Origin of the sequence: Nibribacter koreensis (genome assembly GCF_039541795.1) — a bacterium.
Lineage (GTDB): Bacteria > Bacteroidota > Bacteroidia > Cytophagales > Hymenobacteraceae > Nibribacter > Nibribacter koreensis.
The window spans coordinates 1,142,246-1,156,187 of record NZ_BAABGX010000002.1 but is presented as its reverse complement, the minus strand read 5'-3'; the positions used below and the strand labels follow the sequence as shown (position 1 = coordinate 1,156,187).

The window sequence follows — 13,942 nt, the reverse complement described above, 5'->3', positions numbered from 1 at the left end:
TAACAAGATATTAAGAGGTATATATAAATCAGAAGCGGCTCCTTACATGTAAGGAGCCGCTTCTGATTTTAAGGGAGTTTCTGATATTGGTTAGTTAAGTCGTTTTTGGCCTGTTTTCTAGAAAACAGGCCAAAAACGGAAGTCTTGCTACTTGATGCCCACTACCTGATACTAGCTTAGAACCAGTTCTCGGCTAGCTTCATCAGTTGCTCCAGGTACTTCTGGTCTACCTCGTCAAAGTCATTGAGGCGGTCGCTGTCCACGTCAAGCACCATTTTCACTTCGCCGTTTTTGATGACCGGTACCACAATCTCAGATTTAGAATCTGAGCTGCAGGCAATGTGTCCGGGGAAGGCTTCTACGTCTGGCACCAAAATGGTCTCCTGGCGGGTATAGCAAGCGCCGCACACACCCTTATGAAACGGAATACGCGTGCAGGCCACCGGTCCTTGAAAAGGTCCCAAAACCAGTTCGCCGTCCTTTACCAGGTACGCGCCCACCCAGAAAAACCCGAATCCCTGCCGCAAGGCCGCCATGGTGTTGGCCAAGTTGGCAATCAAATCGGTCTCTGGGCCTACCAGCGCTTCTATCTGCGGAAGCAACGCTTTGTATTTCTCCTCTTTGCTGAGGCTTGCATCTATTAACAGGTTTTCTGCCATTTGAATATTGTGCTAATGGTTGAATGTGCTGATGTGCTATATGCCAAAACTGAAAAGCCATCAGCCAAAAATTTAATGCAAAGGTAGCCTCTGAAGTTTCCTGCTACAACTGTAGATAAGTAACGAGAGGTAAACTTGCCGTTTTTGGCCTATTTCCCAAGAAACGGGCTAAAAACGATACTGTTTACTTTACTGATGTTTTAATCGCTTAGAGTTGGTTTCGGTAAATGGACAGTTCATCCTCGCCAATTCTTTCCCTATAGGTGGGATCGAGGTTAGGATGCTGCGGGCCCGCAATTCCATCATTCAAGTAAGTAGAAGACTTGAAGACCCTGATCTCGTCCCATAGGCCTTTGTGAATGAATGACTCTAATAAAGCGGTTCCGCCTTCTACTAGTACAGACTGTACCTGTCGCTGGTGCAAGTCCTGCATCATTTGGTCTAGCACATCTAGTTCTCGGGAAAGCGTCACGAAGTGTGTCTGCGACTGACTTGGCTTCTGGGCAAAAGTATAGATCCAGGTAGGATGGGAGTTGTCTAATAGATGATGCGTGCCAGGGAGTTGCAGGTGCTTGTCAATGGTAATCCTGAGTGGTGAAGGCCCCGCCCAGTGGCGCACATTGAGTTTGGGATTGTCATGCAGGGCGGTGCGTGTACCTACCAGAATGGCCTGCTCTTGGGTGCGCCATTTATGCACTAGCTTTTGTGGTAGCGGTCCCGAGATTTGACAGGCTTGATGATTTGGCAGGGCAATAAAACCATCGGCAGACTCAGCCCATTTTAACACCAGATATGGTCGCTTCTGGATCTGGAACGTGAAGAAGCGCTTGTTCAGATCCAATCCTTTGTATGCCAGGATTCCCGTCTGCACAGTACATCCGGCGTCTTTCAGTTTCTGGATGCCCCGGCCGGCCACCAAGGGGTTGGGGTCTGTATTGCAGATGACCACGTCCTTCACGTTATGACTGATGAGCAGGTCTGCGCAAGGCGGCGTTTTGCCGAAATGCGAGCAAGGCTCCAAGGTGACATACACGCGGCACTGGGGTAACAGGCGCTTGTCCTGCACGCTGTTAATGGCGTTGACCTCGGCATGCGGACCGCCGTATTGCTGGTGCCAGCCTTCGCCTATGATGTTGCCTTCATGGACAATCACGCAGCCCACCAGGGGGTTGGGTCTGGCATAGCCTTCGCCTAAAAGCGCTAGGTCCAGCGCGCGTTGCATGAATTTCTCGTCTTCCGTTTTCATAAGCCTATCATTGATGTGCCGAATATCGGGTGTTTTTTCAGAAATTGCCCAAAACCGACAAAGGCATGACTATTCAGGAACTTCTTCAACAGCTCACCGCCCAACTGGAAACAGCTCATGACACCAATGAAGCCAGAACCATTGCTGAGTGGGTGTTGCAGCATGAGCTAAAATGTTCTCGGTTTGAGCTACTCCAGCAGCGTTTTTCTGAAGCGCCAGTCCCTTTGCAAGAACAAGTAGAGAAGATTCTGCCAAGGTTGCTCCAGCAGGAGCCGGTGCAGTATGTATTAGGCGAGGCTTCCTTTTACGGCCGCGAGTTCCAGGTGTCCCCGGCAGTTCTCATCCCAAGGCCAGAAACCGAGGAACTGGTGCAGATGGTCATTCAGGCACACAAGCATACCCCAGGTATGAAGTTGCTGGACATTGGCACCGGCAGTGGCTGTATTCCTATCACCTTGTCCTTAGAGTTGCCCACCGCCCAGGTTTGGGGACTGGATGTTTCTCCTGACGCCCTAGCCATAGCCCAACTGAATGGTCAACAATTAGGTTCTAGTGTGCAATGGCTGCACCAGGATATCCTGCAGGAGATCCCAGCGCTGGAGCCTCACTCTTTAGATGCCGTGATCAGTAATCCGCCCTATGTGCTGGAAGAGGAAAAAGAGCTGATGCGGGAGAATGTACTGGCTTTTGAGCCGCACTTGGCCTTGTTTGTGCCCAACCATGACCCTTTGCTGTTCTATCGGCGCATTGCCCAAGTGGCTAAGGGGTTGTTAAAACCCCAAGGCAAGTTGTACTTTGAAATCAATGAGCGCTATGCTCAAGAGACTGCGGCCATGTTGCAGGAGCAGGGCTACCAAAAAATAGAAGTCAGAAAAGATTTACGTGGAAAAGATAGATTCGTGGCTGCTTTTCACGTTTAGCCAACAGGCGTTTCTAGCGCTTTTACTAGGGCATGGAGTAATTATTATAAATACCGTACCTTTGCCAATTAAAAATAATGATATCCTTTTGTCAGGTTTGTCCGTAGGTAGCCTGATTCTCTAGGGTCCCTTTTGCCGATGTCAGAAACTTCTCAATCCTACTTTGCCCATGAAACCGCCGTCCTAGATGAGGGCTGCACCATAGGCGAGGGCACCAAGATCTGGCATTTCTCCCATATCATGCCTAATTGTACCATTGGCAAGCGCTGCAACATAGGGCAGAACGTTGTCATCTCACCAGACGTGGTCCTAGGCGAGAATGTAAAAATCCAGAACAACGTCTCTGTCTACAGCGGAGTAGTCTGCGAGGACGATGTGTTCCTGGGTCCGTCCATGGTGTTTACCAATGTGTTAAATCCCAGAAGTGCCATTAACCGAAGAGGAGGGTACCTAAAGACGTTGGTGCAGAAAGGCGCGAGTATTGGTGCCAACGCCACCATTGTCTGCGGGAACACCATTGGATCCTACGCTTTGATTGGCGCCGGAGCGGTGGTCACCAAAGACGTACCGCCGTATGCCCTGGTGTACGGCAATCCATCCAAGCAACATGGTTGGGTGAGCGAGGCGGGCCACAAGCTGGTCTTTGACGAAGCGAACAAAGCCAATTGCCCCGAGACCGGAGAAATCTACCAGATAGAAAATAATACAGTAACAAGGTTATCCATTTAATAGAATACTTGTGTATCAGCAACTACTTAACAAAGAGGCCAAACTAGCAGTAATCGGATTAGGATATGTGGGACTCCCTATTGCGTTGGAGTTCGCCAAAAAAATCAGTGTGATTGGGTTTGATATCAATGAGAAGCGTGTAGAGATGATGCGCAACAACATTGATCCCAGCGGTGAATTAGAAGCTTCTGCCTTTGAAGGCACAGACATCACCTTTACGCATGACTTGGAGGTATTAAGAGAGGCGCGTTTCTTTATTGTGGCAGTGCCTACTCCCATTGACGCCTATGCCTTACCAGACTTGAAACCTCTGTTGGGCGCCTCTTCTACGGTTGGTAAGGTGTTGAAAAAAGGAGATTACGTGGTGTATGAGTCAACCGTTTATCCGGGCTGTACCGAAGAAGACTGCATACCGGTGCTGGAGCGCGAGTCTGGCTTGAAATTCCATCAAGACTTTAAAGTGGGCTACTCCCCGGAGCGCATCAACCCGGGCGACAAAGAGCATACGCTTACCAAGATTGTAAAGGTAGTTTCTGGCTGTGACGCTGAGTCTCTGGACGTCGTGGCTAAGGTATACGAGCTGGTGATTGAGGCCGGCGTGCACCGTGCGTCTTCTATCAAGGTAGCCGAGGCGGCCAAGATCATTGAGAACACCCAGCGCGACGTGAACATCGCGTTGATGAACGAACTGTCCATCATCTTTGACAGAATGGACATCAACACCTATGAAGTATTGGAGGCCTCGGGCACCAAGTGGAACTTCCTGAAATTCTTCCCGGGACTGGTAGGCGGACATTGCATTGGCGTGGATCCGTATTACTTGACCTACAAAGCCAAAGCCCTGGGCTATGACTCTAAAATTATCTTGAGCGGCCGTACCATCAATGACGGCATGGGCGCTTACGTGGCCAGCAAAGCCATTAAAATGATGATTAAAGAAGGCAAGGCCATCTCTAAAGCCAAAGTATTGGTGATGGGCGCTACCTTCAAGGAGAACGTAGAAGACATCCGCAATTCAAAAGTAGCAGATGTCATCAATGAGCTCAAGAGCTTCGGGGTGCAGGTGGACGTGGTGGACCCATACGCTGATTCTCAAGAGTTGGAACATGAGTACGGTTTTGGGCTTAAAGAAACACCAACCAATGACTATGATGCCATTGTAGTGGCCGTTAACCATAAAGACTATCTGGGCTTGGACGAAAGCTACTTCAAGAGCATCTCTACAGACCATCCAATCGTGATCGACCTGAAAGGAATTTACCGCGGTAAGATCAATTCTCTACCATACTGGAGCTTATAAAAATTGAATATGAGTAAAATACTAGTTACAGGGGGCGCAGGGTATATTGGCTCGCATACAGTGGTAGAGTTGGCTAATGCCGGCTATACGCCTATTATTGTAGATGACTTCAGCAATTCAGAGGAACGGATGCTAACAGGCATTTCTCAGATTCTGGTCCATGACGTGGTTTGCCATAAGGTAGATTGCACAGACGCGAAGGCCTTGCAAGAAGTGTTTACCAAAGAAGGTGATATTGCCGGGGTCATTCACTTTGCCGCTTTTAAGGCCGTGGGAGAGTCGGTGGCAGAACCTTTGAAGTACTACCACAACAACGTGGCAGGCTTGGTGACGCTTTTGCAAGTGATGGAAGCCAATAAGGTGACGCGTTTGGTGTTCTCTTCTTCTTGTACCGTGTATGGCATTCCAGAAAAACTTCCTGTCACCGAAGAAACGCCTACCCAGAAAGCCAACTCGCCTTACGGCAATACCAAAAAGATTGATGAGGAGATTCTAAGAGATGTGGCTTCTAGCGGAAGCTCGCTAAGAACCATCGCGCTCAGATATTTCAACCCGGTCGGAGCGCATGAGTCGGCGCTGATTGGCGAGCTTCCCTTAGGTATTCCAAACAACCTGGTGCCTTTCATTACACAGACGGCCGCCGGTTTAAGAGATAGTCTCACTGTGTATGGTACTGACTATGACACTCCAGATGGGAGCTGTATTAGAGACTATGTGCACGTAGTGGACCTGGCCAAAGCGCACGTGGCGGCTATTAAGCGTTTGGAGAAAGAGGAGCCTGCCGCTTTTGAGGTCTTCAACATTGGCACAGGGCAGGGAAGCAGTGTATTGGACGTGGTAAAGGCATTTGAAAAAGCAACAGGCAAGCCGTTCGCATACACTACTGGGCCACGCAGGGCTGGTGACGTGCCCGCCATCTATGCAGATGTGACCAAGGCAACCCAAGAACTTGGCTTTAAGACATCTTTATCTCTTGAAGAAAGTCTGGCAAGCTCATGGGCTTGGCAACAACATTTAGGAAAGTAATTATCTAAGAAGGAATGAAAATATTAATTACAGGAGGCGCGGGATTTATTGGCTCACACGTAGTGAGACTATTCGTCAATAAATACCCCAACTACCAAATATTCAACCTTGATAAGCTGACCTACGCGGGCAACCTTCAAAATCTGACAGATATTGAGAATGCTCCTAACTACAGCTTTATTAAAGGTGACATTACCGATCAGGAGTATATCAACGGCCTGTTTCAAGAACACCAGTTTGATGCTGTGATGCACTTGGCCGCCGAGTCGCACGTGGACCGGTCTATTACAGATCCCATGGCCTTTGTGCGCACAAACGTAAACGGTACCTGTAACTTATTGCATGCCGCCAAAGAGCTGTGGAAGTCTGATTTCAGCAACAAAACCTTTTACCATATTTCTACAGATGAGGTATATGGCTCTTTAGGCGAGGAAGGCATGTTTACGGAAGAGACCAAATATGATCCTAGGTCGCCGTATTCAGCCTCAAAAGCCAGCTCAGACCATTTTGTGAGAGCCTATTACCATACCTATGGTCTGCCGGTGAAAATCTCTAACTGCTCCAATAACTACGGTCCTAATCACTTTCCTGAGAAACTGATTCCGTTGGCACTCAACAACATCAAAAATATGAAGCCGGTGCCGGTGTATGGCAAGGGCGAGAACATAAGAGATTGGTTGTATGTGATTGACCATGCCCGTGCCATTGATGACGTGTTCCATAAAGGCGTGGTAGGCGAAACCTATAATATTGGCGGTGTGAACGAATGGCGGAACATTGACCTCATTCATTTGCTCTGTGACATCATGGACCAGAAACTGCATCGTGAGCCAGGTACTTCGCGTGGGCTTATCACGTTTGTAACAGACAGAGCCGGCCATGATCTTCGCTACGCAATTGACTCTTCAAAAATCATGAATGAGCTAGGCTGGGCACCATCTGTGACCTTTGAAGAAGGTCTGGAGAAAACCGTGGATTGGTATCTGCAGAATGAAGAATGGCTGACCAACGTCACCTCCGGTAATTACCAAGCCTATTACCAAGAGCAGTACAACCGCTAATCCCAGTGCTTCCGTTTTTGGCCTGTTTTCATGAAAACAGGCCAAAAACGGAAGTTTTATTTATTAAATGTTAGAAGGATTTTCTCTTACCGTCATGATAAAAGGTAATTCCTCAACAGAATTAAGGATAGACAGTCAACTCCTAATTTTTAATTCCTAATTCAATACCGTGTATAATCATCCTTTTCATACAGGCTCTTTGGAGCAGACTTCTTTTCTAGTAACCGGCGGCGCGGGTTTCATTGGCTCTAATCTGGTGGAATACCTCTTGAAGTACAATGCTAAAAAAGTGCGGGTACTGGACAACTACTCCAACGGATTCCACAAGAACCTAAGAGCATTTGAAGGCAATGAGCGGCTGGAAGTCCTAGAAGGGGACATCCGGAACTTGGAGGATTGCATGAAAGCCTGCGAGGGGATGGACGTAGTATTGCACCAGGCGGCCTTGGGTTCCGTGCCAAGGAGCGTGAAAGATCCGGTAACCTCCAATGAGGTGAACGTAGGTGGTTTTGTGAACATGCTCATGGCCACCAAAGAGCAGAACGTGAAGCGTTTTGTGTACGCAGCGTCTTCCTCCACCTATGGCGACAGCAAGTCACTGCCCAAAGTAGAGGATGTGATTGGCAAGCCGCTTTCTCCCTACGCCGTGACCAAATACGCCAATGAACTGTACGCCGATGTGTTTGGCAAGACCTACGGCATGGAAATCATAGGACTGCGGTACTTCAACATCTTCGGGCCAAGGCAAGATCCGAATGGTGCCTATGCGGCTGTGATTCCTTTGTTCATTGACGCCGTCATGAATGGCAAGTCGCCTAGGATGAACGGTGACGGCGGTCAGACCCGTGACTTTACCTTCGTGGAGAACTGCGTGGAAGCCAACATTAGAGCCGCTTTGGTTGAGAATCCAGATGCTATCAATCAGGTGTACAATATTGCGGTAGGAGACAGAACCTCTCTGAATGACCTGTTCAATATTCTAAAAGAAGAAGCCGGTGTGGACATCACGCCAGAGTACGGCCCAGAACGAGCCGGTGACATCAGAGACAGCTTGGCTGATATTTCTAAAGCTAAGCGTTTGCTGGGATATGATCCTCAGATCAGAATTCAGGAAGGATTACAAAAGACTTTGGCCTGGTTTAAAGACAACCAGGATTTCATTTACAATCAGAAATAATATATCATGAAAGGAATAATCTTAGCCGGTGGCTCAGGCACCAGATTGCACCCATTGACCTTAGCGGTAAGCAAGCAGTTGATGCCCGTGTATGACAAACCCATGATCTATTATCCGCTGTCTACATTAATGTTGGCAGGCATCAAGGATATTCTCATCATCTCCACCCCGCATGACCTGCCCATGTTTGAGCGCCTGCTAGGGGACGGCAGTCAGATAGGTTGTAGTTTCAGCTATGCCAAACAAGAAGTACCTAATGGCCTCGCGCAGGCGTTTGTCATTGGCGAGGAGTTTATTGGGCAAGACAAAGTAGCATTGGTGCTGGGAGACAACATCTTCTACGGTTCTGGCATGAGCCAATTGCTGCAGTCCAATAATGACCCAGAGGGCGGGGTAGTGTTTGCCTACCATGTACATGACCCAGAGCGTTACGGGGTGGTAGAGTTTGATGAGAACAAAAAAGCCTTGTCTATAGAGGAAAAGCCTACTCAGCCAAAATCTAATTACGCAGTGCCAGGGCTTTATTTCTATGACAATAATGTAGTAGAAATAGCCAAAAACCTACAACCCAGCCCGCGCGGTGAGTATGAAATCACAGACGTGAACAAGGAGTACCTGCGCCAAGGGAAACTGAAGGTAGGCATCCTGGATAGAGGAACGGCTTGGCTTGACACAGGCACCATTCAATCTTTAATGCAGGCTGCCACGTTTGTACAGGTGATTGAAGAGCGTCAAGGCTTGAAGATTGGGGCCATTGAGGAAGTTGCCTACCGCATGGGTTTCATCAACGCAGAGCAACTGCAGCGCGTAGCAGAGCCGTTGCGCAAGAGCGGTTACGGTGACTACCTGCTCAGCATCTTGAAGCACTAGAACCTGGAATTAAATAAAAGAAGAGCCGGCAAAGCGTAAACTTTGCCGGCTCTTTCGTTTTTTGGCTGTTTTCTTCAAAACAAGCCAAAAACGGCCTTGACAAGTTCAGCTTCTAGTAGAGGTTTACTTATTGGAGGGAGTGATTCTGCTCAATAGGCCGTTTAGAATTTCGTCTTCTTCATCTAGCAAATGGTCTTTGATGACAATGTCCGGTTGAACGCCTTTCAAGGCTTGGCTTTTGTTTGGACGTACCATATAACCTTTAGGGACTTTCACTTGAACGCTTGTTGCAGGCAAGTTGAAGGAAAACTGCGAGGCGTAGAGGGTAGGCAGATCACCGGTCTCTTCGCCCACAAGGATGGCAAACTGGTAGTCTTGCACAAGGGCCGCCGTTACCGCCGCCATAGAGTACGTCTGCCGATTGATCAGGACGTAGACCTTTCCCTTAAATCGCTTGTCATCTATTGCCGGTAGGTAACTTTCTGTCGCATAGTCAAAGACTTGCCCGGTAGCATGGGTTAAGATGGCCTGTGAGTAATTGTCTGAAGTGTCTTTTTGCAACCTAATCTGGTCCTTTAAAAGCGTGCTGGGCTTGAGTTGGAAAGAAGAATTCCATTTAAACGGTTTAGTGGCAATGTGAGAAATCAAGTAGTCACTATAGGCGTTATGGCCTCCTGCGTTATTGCGCAAATCAATGACTAGCACATCGGCTTTTTGATGTCTGATGGCTGCAAACGCCGAGTCTACAAAATGCTTAAATGAGGCTTCGCCGGTTGCAGGGTCTCCGCTAAAGGCTCCAGGATGCAGATAAGCCGTATTCCCTAAAAACTTGAAGCTCCTGGCAGAACGAAGAATTTCGCCTTGCCGGTTGTTTTCATAGTCCATGATGGAGATGGCGCTTAGGGTGTGAGCAGTTGTCTTTCCGCCGTGAAGAAAAGCGACCTCAAATGAGTCCTGCTCACCGAAGACCTGCCAATACAGCCGCGGAAGAGACCAGAACTCCAGCTTGGCATTCTTAAAGTAGAGGCGTTCAGCAGATATATGCGGATAGAGCTGAGCCAGTATCTTGTCCACTTTTTGGCCGTTCATGCTGGTAACCTGTGTTCCTATTTGGATAGCCTTATTTCCTGAGAAGTTCTTGCGCACATAAGCCTTGCCGTTTTCTAACGCAATCTCCAGCGGAAAGACAGTGCCGCCGTTTTGCGCATACAGAATATAAGAGTACGCCGGAAAATCAATCTCGCAATGGCCAGTTTGCGCTTTGGTCACTACTTTCTGGAAGAGATTGGTGGCCTGCAAAAGCGTGAGAGAATCTGTGGTAAGTGAGTTAATTATCCTCTTGTAATTCTTCTCAAATTCTGGTTTAGAGGTATAAGCATATAAATTGAAATGAGTTTCCTCTAAGGAGGATCGCAGATACCCCATATCGCTTCTCACCTCTTGGGAAGAGAATTTAATGCGGGGGCTTTGCGCAAAGAGACAGGTAGGAGCAATGCAAATAAGAAGTGTTACAACTATCCTCAGTTTAGGCATAGAAAATGATTTAGTAATAGCAGAAACATAGGCTTCGTTTTTAGCTTATTTTCACCAAAACAGGCCAAAAACGGATGCTTACCCCGGGAAGACAAACCCCACAAGCAACCCGGTGAGAATCAACAGCGGCGAAGGAATCTTGGTCCAGAGCAAGAGCGCAAACGTAACCACCACCAACCCAAAGTTATAAGGCGTGTTCTCAATGGGATGATAAAGCATAATAGCGGCCGCGCAGACCATGCCAGAACCCACAGCGTTGATGCCTTCCAGGGAGGCTTGAATGACACGGTACTTGCGCAGCTCCTCCCAGAACCTAATGACAAAGAAGATTAAGAATGTGCCGGGTAGAAAGATGCCCACCGTAGCCACAAACGCGCCCAGCAACTCGCCCCAGATACCGTATTCACGCATGGAGAGTACGCCAATGTAGGTACAAACCGAGAAGACGGGACCGGGCAGGGCCTGCACCAAGGCGAAGCCAGAAAGAAACTCCTTAGACGTGAGGTACTCCTTGAACTCCACAAACTCCGTGTACATTACCGGAATCAAGACTTGGCCCCCGCCAAAAATCAAACTGCCGTTCCGGTAGAAGTTCTCAAAAAGTAATACTGCCTTAAACTGAGTGAACCTACCTAGCAAAGCGGCCGCCACCAGAACGCCAATGAACAGTAGAAAGTTGGCCCACTCTACATGCATAGGTTCTTTCTTGAGAATGGGCTGTTTCTGAAAACGCAGGGCAGTCAGACTTCCGCCAATCAACAAAAGCAAAGGAAACACCCACGGTGACCGGAAGAAAAACGCCAGAATAGCGGAGAAGACCATGATGACGATGCCGCCCTTGGTATGCACCACCTTAGAACTTATTTTCCAGGCAGCGAACGCCACAAACCCAACCGCCATAGGCTGAATAAACCTGGTAAAGCCTAGTGGGGCGCCTTGGTCACCTAGAATAGAGATGGCTAGGGCGGCGGCGGTCATGATAACGGCGGCGGGCAGAATCCAGACCAGCAACGTAAGGTATGCCAGATTGGGACCCCCCACTTTAAAACCAATGGCCGTAATGGTCTGGGTAGAGGAAGGCCCCGGCAGAATCTGGCACAGGGCGTTCAGCTCCATGAGCTCCTTCTCGTCAATGTAATTGCGTTTCTCTACTAACAGCCGCATCATCATGGCAATGTGCGCCTGAGGCCCTCCATACGCGGTAATGGCCAGGTAGGCCACGTCTTTCAAGAAGATGTAATTACGAGGGCGCAATAGGGCAGAGTTAAATATCGGTTTTAGGCTATTTTCTAAAAATAGGCATAAAAACGAAAGGAGCCCATAAGGCTCCTTTCTAAATTGCTAAAAAAACTGAATTATTTCTTCTTCAGGCCAAGCTCTACCAAGCGCTCATTCAAGAAATCACCGGCGGTGATGTCTGGGAACTGCTTAGGATTCTGCTCATCAATACAGCCTTCCAGGCAGGTCAAGTCCATTTCTGAACGCGGGTGCATGAAGAACGGAATAGAGAAGCGAGACGTGTTCATCAGCTCGCGCGGCGGGTTCACTACGCGGTGGATGGTAGACTTCAATTTGTTGTTGGTATGACGGGACAGCATATCGCCTACGTTCACAATCACCTGCTCTGGTAGGGCGGTGATAGGAATCCACTTGCCGTCACGGCGCAATACCTGCAAACCGTCAGCAGAGGCACCCATCAACAAAGTGATTAGGTTAATGTCACCGTGCTCAGCGGCGCGTACGGCATCTGCCGGTACGGCGTCTGGGTTTTCAATAGGAAAGTAGTGGATAGGGCGTAGAATGCTATTGCCGTTGTGCACTTTGGCATCAAAGTAATCCTCAGACAGACCCAAGTAGATAGCCAGGGCTTTCAAGACTTGCTTGCCGGCAGCCTCCAGGCGCTGATACGCCTCTAGAGCTACTTCTTTGAACTCAGGTACCTCTGTTGGCCAAACGTTGTCTGGGTACTCTTCCTTGATAGGATCGTTGTCGGTTACTTCCTGGCCCACGTGGTAGAACTCTTTCAAGTCGCCGGTGTTGCGGCCCTTGGCGTGCTCTTTGCCTTTGCCCACGTAGCCGCGCTGACCGGCAAGACCCGGGATCTCATATTTCTGCTTCACGTCATCTGGCAACGCGAAGAATTTTTTGATGGCCGCATACAGACTCGCCGTCAACTCATCGCTTAGTCCGTGGTTTTTAAGGGCGACAAAGCCTATGTTCTGGTGCGCATCGCCCATGGCTTTCACAAACGCAGCTTTCTTGGCAGGGTCGCCAGACGTGAAATCGGCTAGATCTAAAGAGGGTATTTCCTCTAATAATTTATCGTTCATATGGTGTAAATAAACGGTTCTTGAAAAGGGTGTTTTTAGCTGGGCAAGATACAAAATTTCTATCTTTGAAACATTCTCCCGTGTTATACGAAAACCATTGTACTATGAAAAAGAAACACTTGTCTTTTGTAGCCATTGCGGCTATGCTCATGGCATCTGCCTGCAGCGAGAAAAAAACCACTACTGAAACCACCACCACTGAAGACCACACCGTTGCGCATGACACAGCCTCTGCGGTGCAGCATAACGGCACCATGGGCACGCCCATGGAGAAAGGCGGTTTGAAAGTGTACTCGTACAGCAACTCGGTTGACTTTCCGGATGCTGAACTGGAATTGAAACAGCCTGAGAAAAACGCCAAGGTGACCGGCGACTCTGTGCAGTTCACCTATGAGGTAGAAAACTTCCAGCTCACGCAACAAACCTCAGACGCGGGCACGCATGAGCACGCCAACTCCAAAGAAGGCCAGCACATCCACAACATCGTGGACAACGAGCCTTACACGGCGCACTACAAGCCAAGCTTCAAGAAAGCCATCAAGCCGGGTCAGCACGTAGTGCTATCGTTCTTGTCGCGTTCATACCATGAGAGCATTAAGCACAAAGAGGCTTTTGACCTGCGCGTTATCAACGTGGGCAATGCCCCTGCCAACGCCACCAAGTTTGACGAGAACGCCCAGCACTTGTTCTATAGCCGTCCTAAGGGCGAATACAAAGGCGCCGATACTAGAAAGGTGATGCTGGATTTCTATCTGGTGAACACCACCTTGAACAAAGACGGCAACAAGGTGCGCGCTACCATCAACGGCAACGAGTTCATCCTGGACCAGTGGTTACCCTACCTGGTAGAAGGCCTGCCCATGGGCGAGAACACCTTCAAACTGGAGTTGATCAACGCGCAAGGCCAGGTGATTCCCGGGCCTTTCAATACCGTAGAGCGTAAAATCACGTTGATGCAATAAGCACAACATCTTCCTCTACAAAAAGGCAGTCTGTGAAAAGGCTGCCTTTTTGCGTTTTCGGGCTGTTTTCCAGAAAACAGGCCAAAAACGACTAGCTTTCAATTTGTAAATCAGCCCTTCTCCCGTACC

At 48.8% G+C, this 13,942-nt stretch carries 13 protein-coding genes; 8 read left to right on the top strand and 5 right to left on the bottom strand.

What is annotated here, in order from left to right; all coding sequences use genetic code 11:
• Window positions 1–176 precede the first annotated feature (176 nt).
• Together ABD880_RS12200 and ribD are read right to left on the bottom strand one after the other, a co-directional pair.
• Entirely contained in the window at window positions 177–659 is a 483-nt protein-coding gene (locus tag ABD880_RS12200) for a GAF domain-containing protein (protein WP_345166438.1), read from the bottom strand.
• A gap of 208 nt (window positions 660–867) precedes the next feature.
• On the bottom strand, window positions 868–1,905 hold the full coding sequence (gene ribD, locus ABD880_RS12195; RefSeq protein ID WP_345166436.1) for a bifunctional diaminohydroxyphosphoribosylaminopyrimidine deaminase/5-amino-6-(5-phosphoribosylamino)uracil reductase RibD: 1,038 nt from the start codon (window positions 1,903–1,905) through the stop codon (window positions 868–870).
• A gap of 65 nt (window positions 1,906–1,970) precedes the next feature.
• Here ribD and prmC point away from each other — a divergent pair, with 65 nt between their 5' ends.
• The 7 genes from prmC to rfbA all read left to right on the top strand — a co-directional run bounded on the left by prmC (window position 1,971) and on the right by rfbA (window position 8,988).
• Window positions 1,971–2,825, top strand: coding sequence for a peptide chain release factor N(5)-glutamine methyltransferase (prmC, locus tag ABD880_RS12190; RefSeq protein ID WP_345166434.1), 855 nt, complete (start codon window positions 1,971–1,973; stop codon window positions 2,823–2,825).
• A 138-nt stretch (window positions 2,826–2,963) separates the two neighbouring features.
• Entirely contained in the window at window positions 2,964–3,554 is a 591-nt protein-coding gene (locus ABD880_RS12185; protein WP_345166431.1) for an acyltransferase, read from the top strand.
• Window positions 3,555–3,564: 10 nt separating this feature from the next.
• On the top strand, window positions 3,565–4,854 hold the full coding sequence (locus tag ABD880_RS12180; RefSeq protein ID WP_345166428.1) for a nucleotide sugar dehydrogenase: 1,290 nt from the start codon (window positions 3,565–3,567) through the stop codon (window positions 4,852–4,854).
• A gap of 9 nt (window positions 4,855–4,863) precedes the next feature.
• Entirely contained in the window at window positions 4,864–5,880 is a 1,017-nt protein-coding gene (gene galE, locus ABD880_RS12175) for a UDP-glucose 4-epimerase GalE (protein ID WP_345166425.1), read from the top strand.
• Window positions 5,881–5,894: 14 nt separating this feature from the next.
• The gene (gene rfbB, locus ABD880_RS12170) at window positions 5,895–6,941 is read left to right on the top strand and encodes a dTDP-glucose 4,6-dehydratase (protein WP_345166423.1); all 1,047 of its coding nucleotides are present in this window, start codon (window positions 5,895–5,897) and stop codon (window positions 6,939–6,941) included.
• Window positions 6,942–7,110: 169 nt separating this feature from the next.
• Window positions 7,111–8,118, top strand: coding sequence for an SDR family oxidoreductase (locus tag ABD880_RS12165; RefSeq protein WP_345166417.1), 1,008 nt, complete (start codon window positions 7,111–7,113; stop codon window positions 8,116–8,118).
• A gap of 6 nt (window positions 8,119–8,124) precedes the next feature.
• Window positions 8,125–8,988: a glucose-1-phosphate thymidylyltransferase RfbA gene (gene rfbA / locus ABD880_RS12160; protein ID WP_345166414.1), complete on the top strand. Its 864-nt coding sequence runs from the start codon at window positions 8,125–8,127 to the stop codon at window positions 8,986–8,988.
• Between the two features lie 123 nt (window positions 8,989–9,111).
• Here rfbA and ABD880_RS12155 read toward each other — a convergent pair whose 3' ends face one another.
• The 3 genes from ABD880_RS12155 to ABD880_RS12145 all read right to left on the bottom strand — a co-directional run bounded on the left by ABD880_RS12155 (window position 9,112) and on the right by ABD880_RS12145 (window position 12,851).
• Window positions 9,112–10,413, bottom strand: coding sequence for a S41 family peptidase (locus ABD880_RS12155; RefSeq protein ID WP_345166411.1), 1,302 nt, complete (start codon window positions 10,411–10,413; stop codon window positions 9,112–9,114).
• 186 nt (window positions 10,414–10,599) lie between these two features.
• The gene (gene chrA / locus ABD880_RS12150; protein WP_345166409.1) at window positions 10,600–11,775 is read right to left on the bottom strand and encodes a chromate efflux transporter; all 1,176 of its coding nucleotides are present in this window, start codon (window positions 11,773–11,775) and stop codon (window positions 10,600–10,602) included.
• Between the two features lie 101 nt (window positions 11,776–11,876).
• The gene (locus tag ABD880_RS12145) at window positions 11,877–12,851 is read right to left on the bottom strand and encodes an isopenicillin N synthase family dioxygenase (protein ID WP_345166406.1); all 975 of its coding nucleotides are present in this window, start codon (window positions 12,849–12,851) and stop codon (window positions 11,877–11,879) included.
• Window positions 12,852–12,955: 104 nt separating this feature from the next.
• Here ABD880_RS12145 and ABD880_RS12140 point away from each other — a divergent pair, with 104 nt between their 5' ends.
• Complete coding sequence (locus tag ABD880_RS12140) at window positions 12,956–13,813, top strand: hypothetical protein (protein WP_345166403.1); 858 nt, start codon at window positions 12,956–12,958, stop codon at window positions 13,811–13,813.
• Window positions 13,814–13,942: the final 129 nt, after the last annotated feature.

Coding starts and splice junctions, on each gene's coding strand:
- ABD880_RS12200 (WP_345166438.1), bottom strand. CDS start 659: ATGGCAGAAAACCTGTTAATAGATGCAAGCCTCAGCAAAGAGGAGAAA.
- ribD (WP_345166436.1), bottom strand. CDS start 1,905: ATGAAAACGGAAGACGAGAAATTCATGCAACGCGCGCTGGACCTAGCG.
- prmC (WP_345166434.1), top strand. CDS start 1,971: ATGACTATTCAGGAACTTCTTCAACAGCTCACCGCCCAACTGGAAACA.
- ABD880_RS12185 (WP_345166431.1), top strand. CDS start 2,964: ATGTCAGAAACTTCTCAATCCTACTTTGCCCATGAAACCGCCGTCCTA.
- galE (WP_345166425.1), top strand. CDS start 4,864: ATGAGTAAAATACTAGTTACAGGGGGCGCAGGGTATATTGGCTCGCAT.
- rfbB (WP_345166423.1), top strand. CDS start 5,895: ATGAAAATATTAATTACAGGAGGCGCGGGATTTATTGGCTCACACGTA.
- rfbA (WP_345166414.1), top strand. CDS start 8,125: ATGAAAGGAATAATCTTAGCCGGTGGCTCAGGCACCAGATTGCACCCA.
- ABD880_RS12155 (WP_345166411.1), bottom strand. CDS start 10,413: ATGGGGTATCTGCGATCCTCCTTAGAGGAAACTCATTTCAATTTATAT.
- ABD880_RS12145 (WP_345166406.1), bottom strand. CDS start 12,851: ATGAACGATAAATTATTAGAGGAAATACCCTCTTTAGATCTAGCCGAT.
- ABD880_RS12140 (WP_345166403.1), top strand. CDS start 12,956: ATGAAAAAGAAACACTTGTCTTTTGTAGCCATTGCGGCTATGCTCATG.